23 protein-coding genes and 2 tRNA genes are annotated in these 23,401 nt (G+C 71.9%); 13 read left to right on the forward strand and 12 right to left on the reverse strand.

Features of this window, described 5'->3' with window-relative positions; genetic code table 11:
* Nucleotides 1-34: 34 nt before the first annotated feature.
* Complete coding sequence (locus E0F75_RS08745; RefSeq protein ID WP_107097497.1) at nt 35-637, forward strand: Lrp/AsnC family transcriptional regulator; 603 nt, start codon at nt 35-37, stop codon at nt 635-637.
* Nucleotides 638-785: 148 nt separating this feature from the next.
* Here the strand turns inward: E0F75_RS08745 and E0F75_RS08750 are convergent, their stop codons facing one another.
* A complete protein-coding gene (locus E0F75_RS08750) occupies nt 786-1,379 on the reverse strand; it encodes a TetR/AcrR family transcriptional regulator (RefSeq protein ID WP_187621920.1) in 594 nt (197 codons plus the stop codon).
* Entirely contained in the window at nt 1,376-2,983 is a 1,608-nt protein-coding gene (locus E0F75_RS08755) for a 3-hydroxyacyl-CoA dehydrogenase (RefSeq protein WP_187621921.1), read from the reverse strand. Before E0F75_RS08755 ends, E0F75_RS08750 begins: the two co-directional genes overlap by 4 nt.
* A 124-nt stretch (nt 2,984-3,107) precedes the next feature.
* On the opposite strand from E0F75_RS08755, the gene paaN reads away from it, so the two are divergent.
* The gene (gene paaN / locus E0F75_RS08760; RefSeq protein WP_187621922.1) at nt 3,108-4,805 is read left to right on the forward strand and encodes a phenylacetic acid degradation protein PaaN; all 1,698 of its coding nucleotides are present in this window, start codon (nt 3,108-3,110) and stop codon (nt 4,803-4,805) included.
* Nucleotides 4,806-4,850: 45 nt separating this feature from the next.
* Here paaN and E0F75_RS08765 read toward each other — a convergent pair whose 3' ends face one another.
* Genes E0F75_RS08765 through E0F75_RS08775 form a run of 3 tightly spaced genes read right to left on the reverse strand, consistent with a single transcriptional unit; the run spans nt 4,851 to nt 7,584 of the window.
* Nucleotides 4,851-5,528 (reverse strand): TrmH family RNA methyltransferase, encoded by a 678-nt coding sequence (locus E0F75_RS08765; RefSeq protein WP_187621923.1) that lies wholly within the window; start codon nt 5,526-5,528, stop codon nt 4,851-4,853.
* The gene (locus E0F75_RS08770; protein WP_187621924.1) at nt 5,525-6,772 is read right to left on the reverse strand and encodes an HTTM domain-containing protein; all 1,248 of its coding nucleotides are present in this window, start codon (nt 6,770-6,772) and stop codon (nt 5,525-5,527) included. Before E0F75_RS08770 ends, E0F75_RS08765 begins: the two co-directional genes overlap by 4 nt.
* Entirely contained in the window at nt 6,769-7,584 is an 816-nt protein-coding gene (locus E0F75_RS08775) for a DUF5819 family protein (protein ID WP_187621925.1), read from the reverse strand. Before E0F75_RS08775 ends, E0F75_RS08770 begins: the two co-directional genes overlap by 4 nt.
* A gap of 112 nt (nt 7,585-7,696) precedes the next feature.
* Between E0F75_RS08775 and paaA the strand changes: the two genes are divergently transcribed.
* The 6 genes from paaA (at nt 7,697) to E0F75_RS08805 (ending at nt 12,621) form a co-directional block, all read left to right on the forward strand.
* A complete protein-coding gene (gene paaA / locus E0F75_RS08780) occupies nt 7,697-8,749 on the forward strand; it encodes a 1,2-phenylacetyl-CoA epoxidase subunit PaaA (protein ID WP_229312595.1) in 1,053 nt (350 codons plus the stop codon).
* Entirely contained in the window at nt 8,746-9,033 is a 288-nt protein-coding gene (gene paaB / locus E0F75_RS08785; RefSeq protein ID WP_015034815.1) for a 1,2-phenylacetyl-CoA epoxidase subunit PaaB, read from the forward strand. The genes paaA and paaB overlap by 4 nt, the downstream gene beginning before the upstream one ends.
* Nucleotides 9,030-9,770, forward strand: a complete 741-nt coding sequence (gene paaC / locus E0F75_RS08790; protein ID WP_229312596.1) for a 1,2-phenylacetyl-CoA epoxidase subunit PaaC — start codon at nt 9,030-9,032, stop codon at nt 9,768-9,770. Before paaB ends, paaC begins: the two co-directional genes overlap by 4 nt.
* On the forward strand, nt 9,764-10,261 hold the full coding sequence (paaD, locus tag E0F75_RS08795) for a 1,2-phenylacetyl-CoA epoxidase subunit PaaD (protein ID WP_187621926.1): 498 nt from the start codon (nt 9,764-9,766) through the stop codon (nt 10,259-10,261). The genes paaC and paaD overlap by 7 nt, the downstream gene beginning before the upstream one ends.
* Nucleotides 10,262-11,365: a 2Fe-2S iron-sulfur cluster-binding protein gene (locus E0F75_RS08800; protein ID WP_187621927.1), complete on the forward strand. Its 1,104-nt coding sequence runs from the start codon at nt 10,262-10,264 to the stop codon at nt 11,363-11,365.
* A 122-nt stretch (nt 11,366-11,487) separates the two neighbouring features.
* Complete coding sequence (locus E0F75_RS08805; protein WP_187621928.1) at nt 11,488-12,621, forward strand: acyl-CoA dehydrogenase family protein; 1,134 nt, start codon at nt 11,488-11,490, stop codon at nt 12,619-12,621.
* Nucleotides 12,622-12,656: 35 nt separating this feature from the next.
* Here E0F75_RS08805 and E0F75_RS08810 read toward each other — a convergent pair whose 3' ends face one another.
* From E0F75_RS08810 to E0F75_RS08835, 6 genes are all read right to left on the reverse strand, one after another.
* Nucleotides 12,657-13,001: a rhodanese-like domain-containing protein gene (locus tag E0F75_RS08810; protein WP_187621929.1), complete on the reverse strand. Its 345-nt coding sequence runs from the start codon at nt 12,999-13,001 to the stop codon at nt 12,657-12,659.
* Between the two features lie 57 nt (nt 13,002-13,058).
* Nucleotides 13,059-13,802, reverse strand: coding sequence for a hypothetical protein (locus E0F75_RS08815; RefSeq protein ID WP_106975874.1), 744 nt, complete (start codon nt 13,800-13,802; stop codon nt 13,059-13,061).
* Nucleotides 13,803-14,163: 361 nt separating this feature from the next.
* Complete coding sequence (locus E0F75_RS08820) at nt 14,164-15,663, reverse strand: DUF2252 domain-containing protein (protein WP_187621931.1); 1,500 nt, start codon at nt 15,661-15,663, stop codon at nt 14,164-14,166.
* A 230-nt stretch (nt 15,664-15,893) separates the two neighbouring features.
* Nucleotides 15,894-16,553: a response regulator transcription factor gene (locus E0F75_RS08825; protein WP_187621932.1), complete on the reverse strand. Its 660-nt coding sequence runs from the start codon at nt 16,551-16,553 to the stop codon at nt 15,894-15,896.
* Nucleotides 16,554-16,590: 37 nt separating this feature from the next.
* Nucleotides 16,591-18,369 carry a sensor histidine kinase gene (locus E0F75_RS08830; RefSeq protein ID WP_187622169.1) on the reverse strand — a complete coding sequence of 593 codons (1,779 nt, stop codon included), beginning with the start codon at nt 18,367-18,369 and terminating at the stop codon, nt 16,591-16,593.
* Between the two features lie 213 nt (nt 18,370-18,582).
* Nucleotides 18,583-19,032, reverse strand: coding sequence for a MarR family winged helix-turn-helix transcriptional regulator (locus tag E0F75_RS08835; protein ID WP_187621933.1), 450 nt, complete (start codon nt 19,030-19,032; stop codon nt 18,583-18,585).
* 242 nt (nt 19,033-19,274) lie between these two features.
* On the opposite strand from E0F75_RS08835, the gene E0F75_RS08840 reads away from it, so the two are divergent.
* The 3 genes from E0F75_RS08840 to E0F75_RS08850 all read left to right on the forward strand — a co-directional run bounded on the left by E0F75_RS08840 (nt 19,275) and on the right by E0F75_RS08850 (nt 21,061).
* On the forward strand, nt 19,275-20,231 hold the full coding sequence (locus tag E0F75_RS08840; protein ID WP_187621934.1) for an aldo/keto reductase: 957 nt from the start codon (nt 19,275-19,277) through the stop codon (nt 20,229-20,231).
* Nucleotides 20,232-20,251: 20 nt separating this feature from the next.
* Nucleotides 20,252-20,899, forward strand: coding sequence for an MBL fold metallo-hydrolase (locus E0F75_RS08845; protein WP_187621935.1), 648 nt, complete (start codon nt 20,252-20,254; stop codon nt 20,897-20,899).
* An 88-nt stretch (nt 20,900-20,987) separates the two neighbouring features.
* A tRNA-Met gene (locus tag E0F75_RS08850) sits at nt 20,988-21,061 on the forward strand.
* 182 nt (nt 21,062-21,243) lie between these two features.
* Here E0F75_RS08850 and E0F75_RS08855 read toward each other — a convergent pair.
* Nucleotides 21,244-21,330, reverse strand: a tRNA-Leu gene (locus E0F75_RS08855).
* Between the two features lie 542 nt (nt 21,331-21,872).
* On the opposite strand from E0F75_RS08855, the gene E0F75_RS08860 reads away from it, so the two are divergent.
* Both E0F75_RS08860 and E0F75_RS08865 read left to right on the forward strand, forming a co-directional pair.
* The gene (locus tag E0F75_RS08860; RefSeq protein ID WP_187621936.1) at nt 21,873-22,742 is read left to right on the forward strand and encodes a DUF3662 and FHA domain-containing protein; all 870 of its coding nucleotides are present in this window, start codon (nt 21,873-21,875) and stop codon (nt 22,740-22,742) included.
* Nucleotides 22,743-22,752: 10 nt separating this feature from the next.
* The gene (locus E0F75_RS08865; protein WP_030549817.1) at nt 22,753-23,277 is read left to right on the forward strand and encodes an FHA domain-containing protein; all 525 of its coding nucleotides are present in this window, start codon (nt 22,753-22,755) and stop codon (nt 23,275-23,277) included.
* Nucleotides 23,278-23,401 lie beyond the last annotated feature (124 nt).

The following is a 23,401-nucleotide window of genomic DNA, read 5'->3' on the forward strand; positions in this document are numbered from 1 at the left end:
GTACAGGTCGTCCACCGGAGAGAGGCGGGGGGACATGGCGGATGAACAAATGGCCGTCGACCGGAGCGGGGCTCCGGACGACGACACGGGCGGCGACCCGGGCGGCGCGCTCCGCGGGACCGGGAGCGAGGTGCCCGGCGAGGCCCTGAGCGCCCCGATCGGCACGCCGACGGGCGCCCTTCCGGCACGCCCGCTGGACGCGATCGACCGGGACATCCTGCGACTGCTGCAAACGGACGGTCGCGCCTCGGTGCGCTCCGTCGCCGAGCGGGTGCACGTCTCCCGGGCCAACGCCTACGCGCGCATCAACCGGCTCATCGACGACGGGGTGATCCGCGGCTTCAGCGCCCGGGTCAACCACGAGCGGGCGGGCCACGGCGCGTCCGCCTACATCACGCTCAAGATCGTCCAGAACTCCTGGCGCACGGTCCGCGAGCAGCTCGGCGCGCTGCCGGGGGCCACGCACATCGCGCTGGTCAGCGGCGATTTCGACGTCCTGCTGCTGGTGCACACGCCGGACAACCGGACGCTGCGCGAGCTGGTGCTCACCCGGATCCAGGCGATCCCCGAGGTGCTGTCCACGCGCACGCTGCTGGTCTTCGAGGAGACGGACCTCAACACGGACCCGCACGCCTGACGACACCCCCGACGCAGAAGGAGGACGGCCCCCCCGCAGGGGGCCGTCCTCCTTCTGCGAACCCGTGGGGGCCTCTCCGAACCCGGTTGGGGCCTCTCCCAGGCCCGCTGGGGCCTGAGAGAGGCCCTCAGCGGGCCTTCTCAGTCCTTCAGCGGGCCGTCCTGAGCCCGTCGAACGCCAGGTGCGCGACGGTCTCGGCGAGCTGCTCGCGCTCCACCGTCGCGTCCGGATGCGGCCGGTACCACTCCACCAGCGAGTTGATCATTCCGAAGAGCAGCCGGGTCGCGAGCCGGATGTCCACATCGGCCCGCAGATCGCCCTCCTCGGCGGCCGCCTTGAGCAGATCGGCCACCCTGTGGTCGAACTCGCGCCGCCGCTCCATGGCCCACCGCTCGGTGCCGGTGTTGCCGCGCACCCGCAGCAGCAGCGTCACGTACGGCAGCTCCGCGATCAGCACCTCGACGGTGCGGCGCGTGACGTACTCGACCCGCTCGACGGCCCGGCCGCGTCCGGCGTCCGGCTCGTCGAGGATCGCGAAGAGCCCGTCGAGCGCCCGGCTGACCGCCCGCCGCAGCAGCTCCTCCTTGCCGGACACATGGTGGTAGATCGACGACTTGGAGATCCCGGCCGCCTTGGAGAGGTGCTCCATGGACGTGCCGTCGTAGCCGCGCTCGTTGAAGACCCGCACGGCGACCGAGAGCAGCGTCTCGGGGGTGTACGTGTCGCGCTTGGCGGTGGTCATCGTGAGTCCTCCGCATCGGCGTCGGCGCACCGGCGTGCGACGGCCTGGCTGGGCCCGTACCTGCCCGTCGGGTAGCGCTCGTGCAGCCCCCTGAGCAGGTCGCAGACGCGCCGGGGCCCCAGCTTCTCCGCCCACTCCAGCGGTCCGGCGGGGTAGTTGACCCCGAGCCGCATCGCCGTGTCCACGTCCTCGGCCGTCGCGACGCCCCGGTCGACCGCGTCGGCCGCGAGGTCGGCCAGCATGGCGACCGTACGGGCCACGATCATGCCGGGCACGTCCCCGATCACGGAGACCTGCTTGCCGAGCGCCTGGAAGAGCCCCACGGCCTCGTCGAGGGTCTCGGGCGCGGTCCGCCGTCCGGTGGAGAGCACCATCCGGCTCGCGCGCGCGTAGTCGAGGGCGAGGTCGAAGTAGACGATCTCCTCGGGGAAGAACTCGAAGGAGCTGTCACCGTCGGCGAGCATCAGCATGCCGCCGCCCGGCAGCACGATGTGCCCGTCCCCCCGCTTGCGCCGGACCGTGATCCCGGCCTGCTCGAAGAGGTCGAGGAGCGGCTCGGCGGGGCCCAGATCGCCCTGGACGACGATCCGCTTCGGTGCCTCCGCCGGCGCCGCCGTGTGCGGCTCGGGCCGCTCGGCGCCCTCCGCGTACGAGAACCAGCCCTGGCCCGTCTTGCGACCGAGGCGCCCCGACTCCACGAGCCGCCGCTGCGCGAGCGAGGGCGTGAACTTGGGGTCCTGATAGAAGGACTCCCAGACGGACCGGGTGACGGCCTCGTTCACGTCCTGGCCGATGAGGTCGGTCAGCTCGAACGGGCCCATCTTGAAGCCGCCGCACTCGCGCAGGGCCGCGTCGATGGTGGCCGGGTCGGCCGCGCCCTCCTCGAAGACCCGCAGCGCCTCCGCGTAGAAGGGGCGGGCCACCCGGTTCACGATGAAACCGGGGGTGTCCGCGCAGCGCACCGGGGTCTTGCCCCAGCCCTTCACCGTCTCGTACGCGCGCGTGGCGACGTCCGGCTCGGTGGCGAAGCCGCTGACGACCTCGACGAGGGGGAGCAGCGGCGCCGGGTTGAAGAAGTGCAGACCGACGAACCGGCCGGGCAGCCGCAGGCCTCCCGCGATGGCGGTGACGGAGAGCGAGGAGGTGTTCGTGGCGAGGACGGTGTCGTCGCCGACTACCTTCTCCAGGTCGGCGAAGAGCTGCTGCTTGACGGGCAGCAGCTCGACGATCGCCTCGACGACGAGCGCCGCGTCCGCGAGCTCCGCGAGGTCCTGGGCGGCGTACAGGCGTCCGACGGCCGCCTCGCGCGCGGTGGCGTCGAGACGCCCCTTCTCGACGAGGCGGTCGAGGCGTGCGGTGAGGGCGGCCACGGCCTCCTCGGCGCGGCCGGGGGCGCTGTCGTAGAGCCGCACGGGGTGGCCGGCGACCAGCGCGACCTGGGCGATGCCCTGGCCCATGGTGCCGGTGCCGACGACGGCGACGGCCCGGTCCCGCCCGACGGAGCCCAGGGCCCCTCCGGCTGCGGCTTCGGATGCTTCCACGGCGGCGGCAGGCTCACTGGCGGTCACGTCGTCGCTCCCCCTGACGGTCACGTTGGCGCTCATAGGAGTGATCCTCCCCGATGGGTTTTCCACAGGATCGACAGGCCCCCTTGTCCCGACCGATCGTTCGGTTACTCTAACTCCGTACGTGTCTCCCTGCCCAGCTCGACGAGGAGTTGGTCCACCCATGGCCACCGCTCTGCCGACCACCGACCGTCTGGCCGAGAAGCACCGGTCCACGCTCGACCAGGCGCTCGACACCATCCGGACCCGTGCCTACTGGTCGCCGTATCCCGAGCACCCGAAGGCGTACGGGGAGGACGGCTCTCTCGACGCGGCGGCCGGTCTCGCCGCCCACCAGGCCCTGCTGAACACCCGCTTCGAGCTCGACCAGCCCGGCACGGACGGCTGGACCGGCGGCGAGACCTCGCCGTACGGCCCCGAGCTCGGCATCGAGTACCCGCACGCCGACATCGACGTCCTGCTCCCCGCGATGCGCGCGGGCATGGGTGCCTGGCGCGACGCCGGGGCCGAGACGCGCGCCCTGGTCTGCCTGGAGATCCTCGCCCGGATCTCCGCCCGCACCCACGAGTTCGCCCACGCCGTCATGCACACCAGCGGCCAGGCGTTCATGATGGCGTTCCAGGCCGGCGGCCCGCACGCCCAGGACCGCGGCCTCGAGGCCGTGGCGTACGCGTACGCGGAGCAGACCCGCACCCCCGCCGGCCGGGCCGACTGGTCCAAGCCGCAGGGCAAGCGCGACCCCCTGGAGCTGAGCAAGGAGTTCACCCCGGTCGGCCGCGGCGTCGCCCTGGTGATCGGCTGCAACACCTTCCCCACGTGGAACGGCTACCCGGGCCTGTTCGCCTCCCTCGCCACGGGCAACCCGGTCCTGGTCAAGCCGCACCCGCGCGCGGTGCTCCCGCTCGCGCTGACCGTGCGGGTCGCCCGTGAGGTGCTCGCCGAGTCCGGCTTCGACCCGAACCTGGTCGCGCTCGCCGTCGAGCGGCCGGGCGAGGGCATCGCCAAGACCCTGGCCGTGCGCCCCGAGGTCCGGATCATCGACTACACCGGCTCGACCGCCTTCGGCGACTGGCTGGAGGCCAACGCCCGCCAGGCGCAGGTCTACACCGAGAAGGCCGGCGTCAACACGGTGGTGGTCGACTCCACCGACAACTACAAGGGGATGCTCGCCAACCTGGCCTTCTCGCTGTCCCTGTACAGCGGCCAGATGTGCACCACCCCGCAGAACCTGCTGATCCCCCGCGACGGCATCACCACCGACCAGGGCCCCAAGTCGTACGACGAGGTCGTCGCCGACCTCGCCGCGTCGGTCGGCGGTCTGCTCGGCGACGACGCCCGGGCGAACGGTCTGCTGGGCGCCCTGGTCAACCCGGACGTGAAGGCGCGGCTCGAGGCCGCCGCCGGTCTCGGCGAGGTGGCGCTCGCCTCCCGCGAGGTCGTCAACCCGGAGTACCCGGACGCGGTGGTCCGTACGCCGGTCGTCGTGAAGCTGGACGGCTCCAAGCCGGACGCCCAGGCCGCGTACTTCTCGGAGTGCTTCGGCCCGGTCTCCTTCGCCGTCTCGGTGGACTCCACCGCCGACGCCCTGGAGCTGCTGCGGCGCACGGTCCGCGAGAAGGGCGCGATGACGGTCGGGGCATACACGACCTCGGCGGACGTCGAGCGCGCGGTGGAGGAGGTCTGCCTGGAGGAGTCGGCGCAGCTGTCGCTGAACCTCACGGGCGGGGTCTATGTGAACCAGACCGCCGCGTTCTCCGACTTCCACGGCTCCGGCGGCAACCCGGCGGCGAACGCGGCCCTGTGCGACGGCGCCTTCGTCTCCAACCGCTTCCGGGTGGTGGAGGTCCGCCGCCAGGCCTGAGGAACACCCGCGTGGAGGCTCCCAGGGGCCTCCACGCGGCACCCCCTAGGGGGCCTCGATCTCCGCGTAGCGCTGGACCCACGCGTGCATGGCGATGGCGGCGGCCGCTCCCGCGTTGATCGAGCGGGTCGAGCCGAACTGGGCGATCGAGCAGACCGTCTGCACATGGGCGCGGGCCTCCTCGGTGAGCCCCGGACCCTCCTGGCCGAAGAGCAGCACACAACGGCGGGGCAGCACGGTCCGCTCAAGGGGTACGGCGCCCGGCAGGTTGTCGATGCCGATGACCGGGATGCCCTCGGCCGCCGCCCACGAGGTCAGCGACTCGGTGTCCGGGTGGTGCCGGACGTGCTGGTAGCGGTCGGTGACCATGGCGCCGCGCCGGTTCCAGCGCCGCCGGCCCACGATGTGGACCTCCTTCGCGAGGAACGCGTTGGCCGTCCGTACCACCGAGCCGATGTTGAAGTCGTGGCCCCAGTTCTCCACGGCCACGTGGAAGTCGTGCCGCCGGGTGTCCAGGTCGGCGACGACCGCCTCCCGCGTCCAGTACCGGTAGCGGTCCACGACATTGCGCCGGTCGCCGTCGGCGAGCAGCTCGGGGTCGTACCGCTCGTCCTCGGGCCATGGCTCGGGGTGCGGCCCGACGCCGATCTCGGGGCCGAAACCCTCGTCGTACTGGACCGGCTCCGACGCCTCGGGCGCTGCCGTCTCTTCGGTGGTGCTCACCCGACGAGGGTACGGGGACCGTGCTCCTCACCCGTACGGCGCTGCTCCGGCACCGTCCCGGCGGGTGTCCGCCGCCACAGCCGGTCCCTGCCCCGTACGACCCGGGCGCCGAGCGCCACCAGGAACGGCGTCGGCAGGAACACGGCGTCGGCGGAGATCATCGCGAGCGAGAAGACCGGCAGCCCGAGGAGCACCGCGATCCCGGCGTGCTCCAGCATCATCGCGACGAGCAGCACGTTCTTGACCTTGCGGTGGAAGAGCGTGAACGGGAAGGCGACCTGCACGATCACCGTGCCGTAGGTCAGCAGCATCACCATGACCCCGCTGGTCCCGAGCAGCTCGGAGAGGGCGGGCCAGGGCGTGAAGTAGTCGAGGTTGAGCGGGTAGAACAGCGCGGTGCCGTCCTGCCACCGCGAGCCCTGGATCTTGTACCAGCCTGCCGTGGCGTAGATCAGACAGACCTCCGCCATGATCACGAAGAGGGCCGCGTTGTGCGCGAGGTTCGCGAGGGCGTCGAGCAGGGTGCGCGGCTCCCCGGGCGCAAACCGGCACACCAGCCACCACAGGCCGTTCCCCAGCCACAGGACCCACAGCAGCACCGGCAGCCACCACTCGCCGGTGACCTCGCTGAACCAGGTGGTGGCGAGGAGGAAGCCGCCGAGCACCGTCCACAGGAGGGGGCCGACGCGATCGTGGCGCGGGAGTTCACCGGCCTCGGCGGCGCGGGCCTCGCGGGCGGCCCGCCGGGCGTCGAGGGACCACACCTGGGAACAGCGGGTCAGCACGAGGTAGATCGCGGCGAGGTGGAGGACGTTGTCGCCGCCGTCGCCGACGAAAACAGACCGGTTCTGCAGCGAGAGCACGCCTGCCATGAAGACCACCGACACGGCGCGGGTGCGCCAGCCGAGCAGGAGCAGTACGGCCGAGAGCACGGCGAGCCCGTAGACGAGCTCGAACCAGAGCCGGCCGTCCGACCACATGAGCACGGTGAAGGACCGGTTGTCGGCGACCAGCCGGCGGGCCATCTCCCAGGACCAGGGGCCCCCGGGGCCGTACAGCTCGTGCCGGAACGGCAGCTCGCGCAGCAGGAAGACCAGCCAGGTCAGCGAGAAGCCGATCCGCACGATCGCGGTCTGGTACGGGCCGAGGGAGCGGCCCGTGACGTTCTGGACGGCGCGGGCGAGCCGACGGTCGAAGGGCTCGCGGGCCCGGCCACGCGCGGGCGTGGGGGTGGGAGTGCTCATCGGCCCGCCTCCGTGCGGCTTCTGCCGGCCCCGGCGGGCCGGTCGGCGTCGGTGACCGGCCACCACGGGAAGTCGCGGTAGGAGGGAGCGGTGTCGTTCTTCTCGGAGCTCCACGTGGGGGCGGGGACCGCCCGGGTGACGGTACGCAGCTGGACGCGCTCCACGTCACCGGACCGGTCCGCGAGACGGAGCATCGCGATCCGGCGCATGTACTCCTCCGAGAGGCGGCCGCGCATCCCGTTGGGGGTGTGGTCCTCGGAGTGCGAGTTGAGATAGAAGTCCACGGCCCGCCGGAGCTCGTTCTGCTGGGCGTGGCTGGGCATCGGGTTGTGCCGGATCGCCTCGGCGTCCTGGGCGGTGAGGTCGATCCAGCCGGTGGTGCGGCGGCTGCCGTCGGCGGCGACGAGTTCGGCCCGGACCTCGACGGAGACGTTCTGCTGGAGCGGGTTGGGCGCGAAGAGCTTCCAGTTCTGTTCGAACTCGGGATAGACCCAGTCGTCGACCGCCTGGCCGTGCCGCTTGGTCAGCGTGTTGGACGGCGCGACGTGCAGGAACACCATCGCCAGATGGACGCACGCGAAGACCCCGGCGACGGCGAGCGCCACGGCGAGGACGACCTGGTAGGGCATCGACAGGGCCATGATCCCGACGCCCGCGGGTTCCGCCGCGGGCGACGCGTCCGGGCCATCGGCCGCAGAGCCCGGGACGGGCTCTGCCACGGGGCCCGACGGGGCCTCGTTCCCGGTGTCCGCCGGGGGCGTCGGACGGCCGTCGTCCGCGTCAGCGGCGCCTTTTTCGACGTACGCGTCCATCCCGCCCCGATCTCGATCGGCCCACCTCGGTTATCCACAGGGTTGACACCATACGGGCCGCCGACTCACCATTGAAGCTATTCAACCGAACGATCGGTCGGTAGGGAGTCCGATGACCGCAGTGACGGCAGGGACGGCAGAGACCACGGGCGCGCCCGGCGCGTCGGACGTGGCCGTGGCGGCGGAGCAGGCCGCCTACGAGGCCGTGTTCGACGCCGCAGTGGCCGCCGACGAGCGGATCGAGCCGCGCGACTGGATGCCCGAGGCCTATCGCGCCTCGCTCGTCCGGCAGATCGCGCAGCACGCCCACTCCGAGATCATCGGCATGCAGCCGGAGGCGAACTGGATCACCCGCGCGCCCTCGCTGCGGCGCAAGGCGATCCTCATGGCCAAGGTCCAGGACGAGGCCGGCCACGGCCTGTACCTGTACAGCGCGGCGGAGACCCTCGGCACCAGCCGCGACGAGCTGCTCGACAAGCTCCACTCGGGCCGCCAGAAATACTCCTCGATCTTCAACTACCCCACGCTCACCTGGGCCGACGTCGGCGCGATCGGCTGGCTCGTGGACGGCGCCGCGATCACCAACCAGGTCCCGCTGTGCCGCTGCTCCTACGGGCCTTACGCCCGCGCGATGGTCAGGGTCTGCAAGGAGGAGTCCTTCCACCAGCGCCAGGGGTACGAGGCACTGCTCGCCCTCTCCCATGGCACCGAGGCCCAGCACGCCATGGCGCAGGACGCCGTGAACCGCTGGTGGTGGCCCTCACTGATGATGTTCGGCCCGCCGGACGACGAGTCCACCCACACCGCCCAGGCCATGGCCTGGAAGATCAAGCGGCACTCCAACGACGAGCTGCGGCAGCGCTTCGTCGACATCGCCGTGCCCCAGGCCGAGGCCCTCGGACTCACCCTCCCCGACCCCGACCTCCGGTGGAACGAGGAGCGCGGGCACCACGACTTCGGCGCCATCGACTGGGCCGAGTTCTGGGACGTCCTCAAGGGCAACGGCCCGTGCAACGAACAGCGGCTGAGCCGCCGGCGCCAGGCCCACGAGGACGGCGCCTGGGTCAGAGAGGCCGCGGCGGCCCACGCGGAGAAGCACCGCGTGGACAAGCACCACGCCGAGCAGCACCAGCACACCGGCAAGCACGGGGAGGCACAGGCATGACGAGCGACGGTTGGCCGCTGTGGGAGGTGTTCGTGCGCTCCCGCCGCGGACTGTCCCACACCCACGCGGGCAGTCTCCACGCACCCGACGCGGAGATGGCCCTGCGCAACGCCCGTGACCTGTACACCCGCAGGAGCGAGGGCGTGTCGATCTGGGTCGTGCCCTCCACGGAGATCACCGCCTCCTCGCCCGACGAGAAGGACCCGTTCTTCGAGCCGGCCGCGGACAAGCCCTACCGCCACCCGACGTTCTACGAGATCCCGGAGGGGGTGAAGCACCTGTGAGCACCACCCCGGCCACGAGCGGGGCCGCCGTGATCACCGGCGCCGCCCTCGCCCTCGGCGACGACGCCCTCATCCTCTCCCACCGCCTGGGAGAGTGGGCGGGCTCCGCCCCCGTCCTGGAGGAGGACGTCGCCCTGGCCAACATCGCGCTCGACCTCCTCGGCCAGGCCCGCGTCCTGCTCTCCCTCGTCAGCGACGAGGACGAGCTGGCATACCTCCGCGAGGAGCGCTCCTTCCGGAACGCCCAGCTGGTCGAGCAGCCGAACGGCGACTTCGCCCACACCATCGCCCGGCAGCTCTACTTCTCCACCTACCAGCGGCTTCTCTACGGACAGCTGGCCTCCGGCGACGGACCCTTCGCCGGCCTCGCGGCCAAGGCCGTCAAGGAGGTCGCCTACCACCAGGACCACGCAGAGCACTGGACACTGCGCCTCGGCGACGGCACCGAAGAGAGCCACCGCCGCATGCAGCGGGCCTGCGACACCCTCTGGCGGTACACGGGCGAACTGTTCCAGCCCGTCGAGGGAGTCGACGTGGACCACGCGGCCATGGAGAGCACCTGGCTGGCCTCGGTCACCGACGTCCTCGGCAGGGCCACACTCACCCTGCCCGAGGGGCCGCGCACCGGCGCCTGGGCCGCGGGAGCCGGCCGACAGGGACTCCACACCGAGTCGTTCGGACGGATGATCGCCGAGATGCAGCACCTGCACCGCAGCCACCCGGGGGCGACATGGTGACCATGACGGCCCTGGAGGAGGAGCTGAGCCGGATCGCCGGCGCCGTCCTCGACCCCGAACTGCCCGTGCTCACCCTGGCGGAGCTCGGCGTCCTGCGCGGCGTCCACGTCACGGGACCCGGCCGGGTCGAAGTCGCCCTCACCCCGACGTACACCGGCTGCCCCGCCGTCGAGACCATGTCCTCGGACATCGAGCGCGCACTCCACGAGCACGGAGTGCCGGAGGTCTCCGTCGTCACGGTCCTCGCCCCCGCCTGGTCCACCGACGACATCAGCGAGGAAGGACGGCGCAAGCTCGCCGAGTTCGGCGTCGCACCACCGCGCCCCCAGGGCCCGGCCGGCGGCCCGATACCGCTGACCCTGGCGATCCGCTGCCCGAACTGCGGCTCCACCGACACCGAACTCCTCAGCCGCTTCTCCTCCACCGCGTGCAAGGCCCTGCGCCGCTGCACCGCCTGCCGCGAACCGTTCGACCACTTCAAGGAGCTGTAGATGGAGTCCTCAGGCGTGGGCGCCCGGACCGGCGGACGGGCCGGGTTCCACCCCCTCAGGGTGAGCGAGGTCGAGCAGCTCACGGACGACTCCGTGGCGGTCACCTTCGCCGTCCCGCCCGAGCTCCACGACACGTACCGGCACCTCCCCGGCCAGCACCTCGCCCTGCGCCGCACCGGCGAGCACGGGGAGGAGATCCGGCGCACGTACTCGATCTGCGCCCCCGCCACCCCGGCCGGCGAAGCCCCCGTCCTGCGCGTCGGCATCCGGCTCGTCGACGGCGGCGCCTTCTCGACGTACGCCCTCAAGGAGCTTGCCGCCGGCGACCTCGTCGAGGTCATGGAACCGATGGGCCGCTTCACCCTCGCCCCGCGCCCCGGCCACTTCGCGGCCGTCGTCGGCGGCAGCGGCATCACCCCGGTCCTGTCGATCGCTGCCACCCTGCTCGCCCGCGAGCCCGAGGCCCGGTTCTGCCTGATCCGCAGCGACCGCACCGCCGCGTCCACGATGTTCCTCGACGAGGTCGCCGACCTGAAGGACCGCTACCCCGACCGCTTCCAGCTGGTCACCGTCCTCTCCCGGGAGGAGCAGCAGGCGGGTCTGCCGTCCGGCCGGCTCGACCGTGAGCGGCTCGCCGCGCTCCTGCCCTCGCTGCTGCCCGTCGAGGCCATCGACGGCTGGTTCCTCTGCGGCCCCTTCGGGCTCGTCCAGGGCGCCGAGCAGGCCCTGCGCGGCCTCGGGGTCGACCGCGGCCGGATCCACCAGGAGATCTTCCACGTCGACGACGGCTCCGCGCCCGCCCCGGTCCCCACCGCCGACACCCCCGCGCACGCCACGCTGACCGCGACCCTGCACGGCCGGTCCGGCACCTGGCCTGTGGACCGCGGCGAGACCCTCCTCGACACGGTGCTCCGCTCCCGCGCGGACGCCCCGTACGCCTGCAAGGGCGGAGTGTGCGGCACCTGCCGTGCCTTCCTCGTCGGCGGAGAGGTCCGGATGGACCGCAACTTCGCGCTGGAACCGGACGAGACCGAAGCCGGATACGTCCTGGCCTGCCAGTCCCACCCGGTCACCCCGGACGTGGAGCTGGACTTCGACCGCTGACGCAAGAGGAGCCGGCGCCACGGCCAAGACCCGACTGTGGCGCCGCCATTCCCTTCCACTAGAACCTGTTCTATCTTGACGAACCGTCAGGACCAGCAGGGGCACAACGGGAGGGCAGGGCAGTGGACTTCACCTTCACCGAAGAGCAGCAGGCGGCCGTAGAGGCCGCCAAGGCGGTCTTCTCGGGCGTCACGCCCGACGCGGTACCGAGCCCCGCCCTCACCCCGGGCGCCGTCTCCGAGGACCTCGACCGACCGCTCTGGTCCCGCCTCGCCGCCGCCGACCTCCTCGGCCTCGTGGTGTCCCCGGAGCACGGCGGCGGCGGGCTCGACCCCGTCGCCCTCTGCCTCGTCCTGCGCGAATCGGCCCGCGTCCTGGCCCGCGTCCCCCTCCTGGAGACCAGCGCCGTCGCCATGACCGTCGAGCGGTACGCACCCCCGAAGACGGCCGCCGAACTACTCCCCCGCGTGAGCCGCGGCGAACTCGTCCTCACCGCCGCCTCCCAGGGACGCACCGGCCACGACCCCGCCGAACGCGCCGTCACCGCCCGCCGCGACGGCACCGACTGGATCCTCGACGGCCTGCAGACCGCCGTCCCCTGGGCCCACGGCGCCGACCTCATCGCCGTACCGGCACACACCCCCGACGGCGCCACCGTCCTCGCCCTGCTGCCCCGCACACACGACGGACTGGCCCTCACCGCGCAGTACTCCACCAGCGGCGAACTCCTCGCGGAACTACGGCTCGACGCCGTCCGCCTCGACAGCACCGACGTCATCGACACCGAAGGCGCCTGGGACCGGCTGCGCGGACTCCTCACCACCGGCACCTGCGCGCTCGCCCTCGGCCTCGGCGAGGCCGTCCTCACCATGACGAGCCAATACACCGGAAAACGCGAACAGTTCGGCCACCCCGTCGCCACCTTCCAGGCCGTCGCCGTCCAGACCGCCGACCGCTACATCGACCTGCGCGCCATGGAGGTCACCCTCTGGCAGGCCGCGTGGCGCCTGTCCAGCGGAGCCGAAGCGGCACTCCCCGCCGAGGGGGACATCGCCGTCGCGAAGATCTGGGCCTCCGAAGGCGTACGACGGGTGGTGCAGACCGCTCAGCACCTGCACGGCGGCTTCGGCGCCGACACCGACTACCCGCTGCACCGCTTCCACGCCTGGGCCAAACACCTGGAGCTGTCGCTCGGCCCCGCCGCGGCCCACGAGGACGCCCTGGGCGACCTCCTGGCCGCCCACCCCCTCGACTGAGCCCGCCGGAACCGCTCGGGACAGCCCGGAGAACGTCAGAGAACGAAAGCCGGGCTTCCGGTACCCGCCACCATCGGGCGCCCGGCACCGTCCCAGGCGAGCATGCCGCCCTCGACGTTCACCGCGTCGAAGCCCTGCTGCACCAGATACTGCGTGACCTGCGCCGACCGGCCACCCACCCGGCACATCACATACGCGCGACCGCGCTCGGCCACCGCCTCGGTCACCTCACCGAAGCGGGCCACGAAGTCGCTCATCGGCACGTGCAGCGCACCGTCGACATGCCCGGCCGCCCACTCGTCGTCCTCCCTGACGTCCAGCACCAGGGCATCGGCCGGCACGGAAGCCGCGTCCACCGAGGGCAGAGGGGAGAAATTCATGGGGCCGGCCTTCTCTCGATCAGTACCGCTCGAAGGGTCTCGAGCGCACGGAAAAACCTACTGCACCAGCCCGGCCAGCTCGCTCTCCCGCTCGGAGACCTGCGCGAGCAGCTGCTCCGCGATCTCCTCCAGGAGACGGTCCGGGTCCTCCGGTGCCATCCGCAGCATCGCGCCGATCGCGCTCTCCTCCAGCTCGCGCGCCAGCGTCGACAGCATGTCCTTGCGCTGCGCCAGCCACTCGAGGCGCGCGTACAGCTCCTCGCTCTCGCTGAGCCGCTCCTCGGCCGGCACGGGACCGGCCTCCCACTCGGCGGACAGCTCGCGAAGGACGGCCTCGTCACCGCGGGCGTAGGCGGCGTTCACCCGCGTGATGAACTCCTCGCGGCGCTTCCGCTCGTCCTCCTCGCGGGCCAGGTCGGGGTGGGCCTTGCGGGCCAGCTCCCGGTAGAGCCTGCGGACCTCCTCGTTGGGACGGACGCGCTTCGGCGGCCGCACCGGACGGTCGGTGAGCATGGCCTCGGCCTCGGGGGAGAAGCCGTCGGAGTCGATCCAGTCGTGGAACAGCTCGTCCACCCCGGGCATCGGCATGACCGCGGCCCGCGCCTCCTGCGCACGCCGCAGATCCTCGGGGTCACCGGTCCGCGCCGCCCGCGCCTCGGCGATCCGGGCATCGAGCTCGTCGAGCCGCGCGTACATCGGGCCGAGCTTCTGGTGGTGCAGCCGCGAGAAGTTGTCCACCTCGACACGGAAGGTCTCGACAGCGATCTCGAACTCGATCAACGCCTGCTCGGCCACCCGCACAGCGCGCTCAAGCCGCGCCTCGGGCCGCTCGTCCTGCTCAGCCTGCGGCGCCCCGCTCGCAAGCGGCTCGTCCCGGCCCGGCTCCTGCTCCGGCGACTCGCTCCGGGACGGCTCGTCCTGAGGCCGCTCGCTCTCGGGGCCCTCGTTCGCACCCTGGTGCTCGCTCACGTCTACGCCCGCCCACGTCCTCGTTCCGGCTCGTCCCACCCAGCCTACGGTCCTTCCGAGGGGGCCTCCCCCCTCCCCTCCCCCTCCCCACCCTCCCCCTCGCGCCCCGGACAGGGACGCCAAGCCGCCGCGCGTGTCCTCCCCGGGCCGCGGCGTCGCGTCGGCGCGGCCTCCGGCCTTGTCGGGGCGTCGGTCAGACGCCCAGTTCTGCCGCTATGCGGCCCGCTCGGACAGCGGTGAGCAGGTCGGCGTGGTCGGCGGTGGTGCGGTCCGCGTAGGAGACGGCGAACGCGGCGACGGCCTCGTCGAACTCCTCGTTCTTCCCGCAGTACCCGGCTATCAGGCGCGGGTCGGCACTGTGGGCGTGGGCGCGGGCCAGCAGGGCCCCGGTCATCCGGCCGTAGTCGTCGACCTGGTCCACGGTGAGTGCGGCGGGATCGACGCTGCCCTTGCGGTTGCGGAACTGGCGCACCTGGAAGGGGCGCCCCTCCACCGTGGTCCATCCGAGCAGGATGTCGCTCACGACCTGTATGCGCTTCTGCCCGAGCACCACGCGCCGCCCTTCGTGGCCGGGGTCCGGCACGGTGAATCCGGCGGTCGGCAGATGGGGCAGCAGAGCGGACGGACGGGCCTCCTTCACCTGGAGGACGAGTGCCTCGCCCCGGTGGTCGAGGAGGAGCACGACATACGAGCGGGTGCCGACGCTGCCGGTTCCCACGACCCGGAAGGCGACGTCGTGGACGGCGTACCGCGCGAGGAGCGGCAGCCGGTCCTCGGACACGGTCTCCAGGTAGGGGCCGAGGGAGGCGGCGACGGCGGCCGCCTCGGCGTCCGGGACCCTGCGCAGGACCGGGGAAGCGTCCACGAAGCGGCGGCCGCCGCCCTCGGCGTCGGTGACGGCCTCGGTGGAGCGAGCGGCGAACCGGGCGCTGGTGTTGTTGCGGGCCTTGGCGGAGACCCGTTCCAGGGTGCCGAGGAGGTCACGGGCGTCGGTGTGGGAGACGAGCTCCTCGTCGGCGATGGCGTTCCACGCGTCGAGGGTGGGGAGGCGGGCGAGCAGCCGCATGGTGCGCCGGTAGGCGCCGACGGTGTCGAAGGCGGCGGCCCGACACACGTCCTCGCTCGCTCCCACTTCCCGGCCGACGAGGACAAGGGAGGTGGCCAGCCGCTTGAGGTCCCATTCCCAGGGGCCGACGACGGTCTCGTCGAAGTCGTTGAGGTCCATGACGAGCCGGCCGCGCGCGTCTCCGTAGAGCCCGAAGTTGGCCGCGTGGGCGTCGCCGCACAGCTGGGCGGCGATCCCGGTGACGGGGGTGCCGGCGAGGTCCTGGGCCATGAGCCCGGCGGCTCCGCGCAGGAAGGTGAAGGGGCTGGCCGCCATCCTGCCGACCCGTATCGGTGCGAGTTCGGGGACGCGGTCCCGGTTCGACTCCTCGACGGCGCGGACGGCGTCGGGCCGGTCGGCGGCGAGGGCGGGCTGCCGGTGGTCGGAGCGCGGGACGCGCTCGCGCAGTGCCTTGCCGTGCTCCTTGGGGGAGGCCGCGGCTCCGGCGGTGGCGCCGCCGACGGCGGCGCGGCGGGCGAAGCCCGGCACGTGCGGCACGCGCACGCCGTCCGAGCCGCTGTCCGACCCTCCGTCCGGTGCTCCGTCCGTGCCGCGCTGTCCCGGCATGACGACCTGGTTGTCGTCCATGGCCTGCCCTCCCCCGATGCGAAAGTCCAACATCATCCGGCCTGACGGTACCGCCGTACCCGAGCGGTCGTCTCCCCCTGTGGACAAGGGCCTGTGGATAACTCTTCGGACGGCGACGGCCTCCTCCGTCCCCTCCTCCGGCCCCCTCGTCCGTCTCCTCTTCCCCCTCGCCCCCTGCCCGCCGTGAGCAGCGCGCCGCGGCCCGCTCCCACAGCCCCGCTACGGCCCCGCTACAACCCCGCGTCCCGTGCGAGCAGTGCCGCCTGGACCCGGTTCTCGCAGTCCAGCTTGGCGAGGATCCGGCTCACATACGTCTTCACCGTGGCCTCGCTCATGTGCAGCCGCTTCCCCGCGTCCGCGTTGGAGAGCCCTTCGCCGAGCAGCGCCAGCACATCGCGCTCCTTCTCGCTCAGGCCCGCGACCCGCCCCCGCGCCTCCTCGGCGCGGGCCGCCTCCCGGCCCGTGGCGAGCCGCTCCACGACATGCCGGGTCGCCGCCGGTGACAGATACGCGTCGCCCGCCGCGGCAGCCCGTACCGCCCGGATCAGCTCCGCGGGCGCCGTGTCCTTCAGCAGGAACCCGGCGCCCCCGTGCTCCAGGGTCCGCAGGACGTTGTCCCGCTCCCCGAAGGTCGTCAGGACGATCACCCGGGCCGCCGGCGCCGCCCGGCGCAGCTCGGGCAGCGCGGAGAGGCCGTCGAGCACCGGCATCTGGATGTCGAGCAGCACCACGTCGGCGGCGTGCGCCCGGGTCACCTCGACCGCCTCCCGGCCGTTGGCGGCCTCGGCGACGACCTCGATCTCCGGGTCGGAGGTGAGGATCATCCGGATCCCGGCCCTGATCAACGGCTCGTCGTCGGCGATCACGACCCTGATGGGCTGCCCTGCCACAGCTACTCCCCACGGCTCCGGTACGGGCGGGTCGGCGCTAACGCGCCTCGACCTCGTACGACTTCTTCTCGATCAGCTTGCCGTCCTTGAAGCAGAACCGGAAAACAGGCTCCTTGTCGAAGGTGTCGCTGAACTCCGAGGACATCAGCACCAGACACTCGGCGCCCTCCGGCTGAGCCGGTCCCTTGCCGCTGAGGCCGGCGGTGGCGATCGTGTCGCCTGACGGGAGTTGGCCGCGCACCTCCTTCTCCAGCGCCCCGACCTTCACCGCGTCGTACTGCGCGGGCTCGATCATCCCTTCCTTCACCGATCCCATGAGGAAGTAGAGACCGAAGCCCGCCGCCACCACCAGCAGGACGAACGCCGCGAACGCGATCCCGCAGCCCAGCGCGATCGAACCGCCCGTGCTTCTGCTCCTGCCCCCACGCACCGCCATGGCCAGCTCCCGCTCCGTGAATGTCCAGTCGGCCGGTCCGACCACGACCGGACGACCATCACCCACCAGCGGTTTCGTGGTCTGCTGCCGGAAGTCGTCGGCCGCATCGACCAAAGGCGCTGCTTCCGCGAGGGGCGCCGCCCCGTAGGGCAGCATCCCGGCCACCCGGAACCCGCCGCCGTCGGCCGGACCCGCATGACACATGCCGCCCACCAGCCGGGCCCGCTCGGCGAGACCGGTCAGCCCCTGCCCGCCGCTCACCACGTCCTTCGCGGGCTCGTCCGTGGGCTTCTCGTTGAGGACCTCGACGACGAAGGTGTCCGGTTCGTACCGCAGGTCGACGCCGATCGCCGCCCCCGGCGCGTACTTGTAGGCGTTGGTGAGGGCCTCCTGCACGATCCGGTACGCGGCGTGGTCGGCGGCCGGAGCCAGTGACCGCTCCTCCCCCGACCGTCTCAGGCCGACCGAGGTGCCGGCCGTGCGCGCCGCCTCCACGAGCCCCTCGATGCCCGCGATCCCCCGCGCCGCGCGGCCCGTCTCGTCCCCGGACCGTCCTGGCATCGCCGTCGAACCGTCGGCGGCCTCGATCCCGTCGCGCAGGATGCCGACGACCTCCCGCAGCTCGTGCATCGCGGTCACCGACGCGTTCCGCAGGACTCCGACGACCTCGCGCTGGCGCTCGCTCAGCTCCCGGTCCACCTCCAGGGCTCCGGTGTGGACGGCGATCAGGGCCAGTTGGTGGCCGAGGCTGTCGTGCATGTCCTGGGCGATCCGCTGCCGCTCCCGCAGCCGCGCCTGCCCGACCACCATGGTCCGCTCCCGCAGCAGCTGGGCGTTGCGCTCCTGGAGCGCGTGCAGCAGGGTCCGCCGCTGGGTCCAGTAGCGGTGGGCGAGTCCGGGGGCCAGGGTGGTGCCGAGGTAGTAAAGGGTCGCCGTGAGGGCGATGGTGAGCAGCCGGCCCCCCTCCCAGGGCCCCACGAGACTCCCCCCGACGTTCAGGACGAAGGCGGCGATGAACGCGGCGAGCGCGCGGCCCGCCCCCGCGATGTACCGGCCGGAGGACCAGCCGACGACCAGCAGCAGGGGCCCGAAGCCGGGCACGAAGGGCGCGAGTCCCGCGGTGAGGACGAGCACGCTCGCGGGAAGTCTGCGCCGCACGAGGGACAGCAGGGCGGACCCGGCGGCGACGGCGCCCAGCACCCAGCCGTCGCCACCCAGGAGGTCCTCGGTCCCGGCGCCGAGCAGCGCGACGACCGCGGCGAGTGCCACCTCACCGGTGGTCCTGCGCCCCGACCACTGCCCCGGCACCGCGAACCACGCCCACCCCGCGGCGAGCGCGGCCCCGATCCCGTACGAACTCCGGGTCCCCGACTTCGGCATAACGTCCACGCTCGCACCGTAGGCGGCAGCCCGGTCCCGGGTCGTCCCTCTTTCGTCGCACCCCCCGTCGACAAAAGTCGCGCCCCCGGAAGCCCACCCACGGCCCATGGCCCACGGACCGCAGCCCGCAGCGCCCGGCCGTGGCCCGGCGCCCCGGCGCCCGGCGCCCGCCGCCATCCGGCACCCGCCACCCGCCACCCGCCGCGGACCTATCTATTCGAGCGAGCCCAGGACGGCGACCGCCCGCTCCAGGTACTCCTCGAACCGCGCCCTCTCCTCGGGCGTGAACTCGGCGCCCAGCGCCCCCTCGACGCGAAGCGCCGCCTTGTCGGCCTTCTTCACGACGGCCCGGCCGGCCCGGGTCGCCCGGTTCACCACGACCTTCTGGTGCAGCTCCGAGGGTTCCCGTACCACCAGGTCGGCCTTCTCCAGGTTGGTCAGAACCGTGGCCATCGTCTGCGGCGTGACCATGCACTCGCGTGCCAGCTGCGCCGCGGACATGCCGTCCGAGACCGACAACAGCATCAGGACCGCGTACTGCGGCACCGTCAGACCGAACTCCCGCAGCGCCTCCGTCTTGCGCCCGATCAGAGCCTGCTCGGCCCTCTTGATCGTGTGCCCGAGCCGACCTGCGGCGACCGTCTCCGTCGTCGTCTTCGCCATGTCAATAGTCTCCCATAAGACAGAGGACGAACCAGGGGGAGCGTCACCGCCGTCGGCCCCTCGCCCACCTCTCCACCAGCAGCTCAAACATGTCAGAGCTCTGCCATAGGCAAGATATCTGCCTCTAGTGGATATCCATGCCGTATGGCAGAGTTCTGCCTTCACATGACGGGGCGTCTGCCACGCGAAACGAGCGGACAGGGCTCCACGGGGGCACAACGGGAGAGGCGGTGCGCACGACCATGCGCAGAATCCAACTGGGCGGCTCGCAGCGGACCTTCGCGTCCGTCGGCATCGGCTGTATGGGCATGTCGTGGGGGTACGACGAGCTGGGCCGGGACGAGAGCGAGTCCATCGGGGTCGTACGGCATGCCATCGACCTCGGCGTCGATCTGATCGACACAGCGGACCAGTACGGCCCGTTCACCAATGAACTGCTGGTCGGCAGGGCGCTCAAGGGCCATCGCGAGAAGGCCCTGCTCGCCACCAAGGGTGGGCTCGTCGTCGACGACCCGGCCACCTACAAGAGCCACCGTGACGGCCGGCCCGCGCATCTGCGCGCCGCCGTCGACGCGAGCCTGCGGCGGCTCGACGTGGACCACATCGACCTCTACCAGCTGCACCGCATCGACCCCGAGGTGCCGGTCGAGGAGAGCTGGGGCACGCTCGCGGAGCTGGTGAAGGAGGGCAAGCTCGGCGCGCTCGGGCTCTCCGAGGCCTCGGTCGCGGAGATCGGCCGGGCCCACGCTATCCACCCGGTGGCGTCCGTGCAGAGCGAGCTCTCGCTGGGGAGCCGGGACGCCCTGAAGGACGGCGTGGTGGAGTACTGCGGGCACGAGGGCATCGCGTTCATCGCGTTCGCCCCGCTCGGCCGGGGGTTCCTGTCCGGCCTGATCGGCAGCCCGGAGGACCTGCCGACGGCGGACGCACGGCACCGGATCCCGCGGTTCCAGCCCGAGGCCATCACCGCCAACCAGGCGATCGTCGACCGGGTGCGGGCCCTGGCCGACGGCCTCGGCGCGACCGTCGCCCAGGTCGCGATCGCATGGGTGCTGGCCCAGGGCGAGCACGTGGGCGTCATCCCGGGCACCAAGACCCGTCGCTACCTGGAGGACAACGTGGAGGCCGGCTCCCTGACCCTCCCGCCGGAGGCCCTGGCCGAACTCGCCGCCCTGCCGGAACCGGTCGGCGCGCGCTGAACGTACGGAGGTCCCCAGCCATGCGCATGCTCGTCCTGTCCGCCGCCACCGGCATGTTCGGAACGAACGTCCACATCGTCGCCGCAGGACCGGGAAATCCCTGTCTCGTCGTCGATCCCGGGCACGACTCCCAGGAGGCGGTCCTGCGGGCCGTCCGCGCCCACCGCCTCGAACCCGAGGCCATCCTCATCACCCACGGCCACATGGACCACACCTGGGACGCCGTTCCGCTCGCCCGGCACTACGGCGTCCCGGCCTGGATCCACCCGGCCGACCGCTACCAACTCGGCGCTCCCGCCAAGGGGCTGCCCGACTCGTTCCCCCGCGACCTGCTCGTCGGGCATCCGGACCGGGAGCCCGACGAGGTGCGCGAACTCCCCGAGCGGGGCGGCGAACTGGCCTTCGCCGCCGGCCCCGTCACCGTGCTGCACACGCCCGGCCACACCAGCGGCTCGGTGATGTTCCGCTTCGACGGCGGCGACGAGCCCCTGCTCGCCACCGGCGACACCCTGCTCGCGAGCGGCCGGGGACGCGCGGACGCGCCGACCGCGAGCCCGACGAGCATGGAGGACTCCCTCCGCCTGGTCACCGGCCTCTGCCCGGAGGACACCCGGCTGCTCACCGGGCACGGCCCCACGTCCTTGCTCGGACGGGCGGGAATCCGATGACACACACCACCCCCGGGCGCCCGGTGTGACGTTGGTCATGGCGTGCGGGAAGGAGCGGGCGCGGACTTGTGTAGAGTGGCACTACCGACGCGGGGTGGAGCAGCTCGGTAGCTCGCTGGGCTCATAACCCAGAGGTCGCAGGTTCAAATCCTGTCCCCGCTACGAGAAGAAAAGGGCCCGGCATCAGCCGGGCCCTTTTCGCGTTCCTCCGACCCCGGGCTCTGACCCCGGGCTCTGACCCCGGCCTCTCCACCGCTCACCCCGCCCGAGGCCACACCGCCTCGTCACATCAGGGGATAAACAAAACGGTCGGCATCGTGATCACGATGCCGACCGTTTCATACTGGTGCGCGAGGGGGGAGTTGAACCCCCACGCCCTTTCGGGCACTGGAACCTGAATCCAGCGCGTCTGCCTATTCCGCCACCCGCGCATTGGGTGTGCTCCGGACTCTCTCACTTTGCGGTGCGAGCGCCTGGCGACATCAGAAGATTAGCACGTCGCAGACCGTGGATTCACATCCGTTGTTTGGCCTCCGCTCATGCAGACCAAGGTGAGGGAGGGACAGATGCGTGGAGGAGGGAAGGAGGGTGGAGGAGGGACCTCAGGAGAAGGAGAGTCGGGAGGGAGGCAGAGGGATGAAGAGGAGGAAAGGGGAGAAGAGGGAGGAGGGGCAAGAAGAGGGATGCATCACCCTGGACCATCCGGGACCGCCCCGATCCGGCACCGGATCGCCCTCGAACCGGCCCCGGATCGCCCCGAACCACCCCCGAACCGCCTCCAGACCTCGACCGAGCCCCCGCTCCCACAGCCGGGTGCGGGACACTGTCCACAGGCCGCCTCTACGATCCTTGGGGAAAGCCTGTGAGAGGTGACACTCGTCCACAGGGCAGAGAAGGGGAACCAGCCGATTTCCCGACGCGTGGATACGATCAGTAAGCAGTACCAGGACGACAACGACGGAGGAGGTGCCCCATGGGAGTCATGAAGCGTTTCGAGCAGCGTCTCGAAGGTCTGGTCAACGGCACCTTCGCCAAGGTCTTCAAGTCCGAGGTCCAGCCGGTCGAGATCGCGGGCGCACTCCAGCGCGAGTGCGACAACAACGCGCAGATCTGGAACCGCGAGCGGACCGTCGTCCCCAACGACTTCATCGTGGAGCTGAGCGCGCCGGACTACGAGCGCCTCAGCCCCTACTCGGGTCAGCTCGGCGACGAGCTCGCCGGCCTGGTCAGGGACTACGCGAAGCAGCAGCGGTACACCTTCATGGGACCGATCAAGGTCAACCTGGAGAAGGCCGAGGACCTCGACACCGGTCTGTACCGCGTCCGCAGCCGCACCCTGGCGTCGAGTACGTCACAGTCGCAGCCGCCCGCGGGCGGCCAGCAGCAGCCTCACCAGCAGCAGGGCCAGGGACAGGGCCGCGGCGGATACGGGTACCCCCCGGCCGGCGCCCCGCCCATGCCCGCCTCCCCGCCTCCCGGCGCTCCCGGCCACCGGCCGGCGGCCGCCGCCGCGGGCCGTCCCGCGGCCCCCGGGCCCGGTACGCACGGGGGAGCGGGCGCCCAGGTGCGCCGCTGGATCGAGATCAACGGCACCCGCCATCAGATCTCCCGCCCGACCCTGGTCCTCGGCCGCAGCACCGACGCGGACGTGAGGATCGACGATCCCGGCGTCTCCCGCCGGCACTGCGAGATCCGGACCGGAACGCCCTCGACGATCCAGGATCTGGGTTCCACCAACGGCATCGTGGTGGACGGGCAGCACACCACCCGCGCTACGCTCCGCGACGGCTCGCGGATCGTCGTGGGCAGCACCACCATCGTTTACCGGCAAGCCGAAGGGTGAAGCGGGGGCAATGTCAGAGCTGACCCTGACGGTCATGCGGTTGGGTTTCCTGGCCGTTCTGTGGCTGTTCGTCATCGTGGCCGTCCAGGTCATCCGCAGCGACCTCTTCGGTACGCGGGTCACCCAGCGCGGGTCACGGCGCCAAGAGGCGCGACCTCAGCAGCAGCAGGCGCGGCAGGCCGCCGCGCCTCCGCAGCAGCGCGGCCAGCAGAGCGCGGGCGGTGGGCGGCAGCGCCGCGGCGCCCCCACCAAGCTGGTCGTGTCCGAGGGCACCCTCACCGGCACGACCGTCGCCCTCCAGGGGCAGACGATCACGCTGGGCCGGGCCCATGATTCGACGATCGTGCTGGACGACGACTACGCGTCCAGCAGGCACGCCAGGATCTACCCGGACCGGGACGGCCAGTGGATCGTCGAGGATCTCGGGTCCACGAACGGCACGTATCTCGACCGGACCCGCCTCACCACCGCCACACCCATTCCGCTGGGCGCGCCGATCCGCATCGGCAAGACCGTCATCGAGCTGCGGAAGTAGTGCTACATCATGAATAGGCGCGAGCGGAGCGAGCGAGTCGGGACGGTCCCCGCCACAGGCCGTGCCGGGCTCCCGACCGGAGCGACTGGAGCGACCGGCGTGACCGGAGCGACCGGAGGGTGGG

Source organism: Streptomyces sp. CB02980, assembly GCF_014451325.2.
Lineage (GTDB): Bacteria > Actinomycetota > Actinomycetes > Streptomycetales > Streptomycetaceae > Streptomyces.

What these genes read in the sequence shown, in the direction of transcription:
- E0F75_RS08770 (WP_187621924.1), bottom strand. Translation starts at nt 6,772, where the DNA reads ATGAGCACTCCCACCCCCACGCCCGCGCGTGGCCGGGCCCGCGAGCCC.
- E0F75_RS08865 (WP_030549817.1), top strand. Translation starts at nt 22,753, where the DNA reads ATGTCAGAGCTGACCCTGACGGTCATGCGGTTGGGTTTCCTGGCCGTT.
- E0F75_RS08775 (WP_187621925.1), bottom strand. Translation starts at nt 7,584, where the DNA reads ATGGACGCGTACGTCGAAAAAGGCGCCGCTGACGCGGACGACGGCCGT.
- paaN (WP_187621922.1), top strand. Translation starts at nt 3,108, where the DNA reads ATGGCCACCGCTCTGCCGACCACCGACCGTCTGGCCGAGAAGCACCGG.
- E0F75_RS08800 (WP_187621927.1), top strand. Translation starts at nt 10,262, where the DNA reads ATGGAGTCCTCAGGCGTGGGCGCCCGGACCGGCGGACGGGCCGGGTTC.
- E0F75_RS08830 (WP_187622169.1), bottom strand. Translation starts at nt 18,369, where the DNA reads ATGCCGAAGTCGGGGACCCGGAGTTCGTACGGGATCGGGGCCGCGCTC.
- E0F75_RS08840 (WP_187621934.1), top strand. Translation starts at nt 19,275, where the DNA reads ATGCGCAGAATCCAACTGGGCGGCTCGCAGCGGACCTTCGCGTCCGTC.
- E0F75_RS08860 (WP_187621936.1), top strand. Translation starts at nt 21,873, where the DNA reads ATGGGAGTCATGAAGCGTTTCGAGCAGCGTCTCGAAGGTCTGGTCAAC.
- E0F75_RS08835 (WP_187621933.1), bottom strand. Translation starts at nt 19,032, where the DNA reads ATGGCGAAGACGACGACGGAGACGGTCGCCGCAGGTCGGCTCGGGCAC.
- E0F75_RS08755 (WP_187621921.1), bottom strand. Translation starts at nt 2,983, where the DNA reads ATGAGCGCCAACGTGACCGTCAGGGGGAGCGACGACGTGACCGCCAGT.
- E0F75_RS08810 (WP_187621929.1), bottom strand. Translation starts at nt 13,001, where the DNA reads ATGAATTTCTCCCCTCTGCCCTCGGTGGACGCGGCTTCCGTGCCGGCC.
- paaB (WP_015034815.1), top strand. Translation starts at nt 8,746, where the DNA reads ATGACGAGCGACGGTTGGCCGCTGTGGGAGGTGTTCGTGCGCTCCCGC.
- E0F75_RS08820 (WP_187621931.1), bottom strand. Translation starts at nt 15,663, where the DNA reads ATGGACGACAACCAGGTCGTCATGCCGGGACAGCGCGGCACGGACGGA.
- paaA (WP_229312595.1), top strand. Translation starts at nt 7,697, where the DNA reads ATGACCGCAGTGACGGCAGGGACGGCAGAGACCACGGGCGCGCCCGGC.
- E0F75_RS08750 (WP_187621920.1), bottom strand. Translation starts at nt 1,379, where the DNA reads ATGACCACCGCCAAGCGCGACACGTACACCCCCGAGACGCTGCTCTCG.
- E0F75_RS08845 (WP_187621935.1), top strand. Translation starts at nt 20,252, where the DNA reads ATGCGCATGCTCGTCCTGTCCGCCGCCACCGGCATGTTCGGAACGAAC.
- paaD (WP_187621926.1), top strand. Translation starts at nt 9,764, where the DNA reads ATGGTGACCATGACGGCCCTGGAGGAGGAGCTGAGCCGGATCGCCGGC.
- E0F75_RS08745 (WP_107097497.1), top strand. Translation starts at nt 35, where the DNA reads ATGGCGGATGAACAAATGGCCGTCGACCGGAGCGGGGCTCCGGACGAC.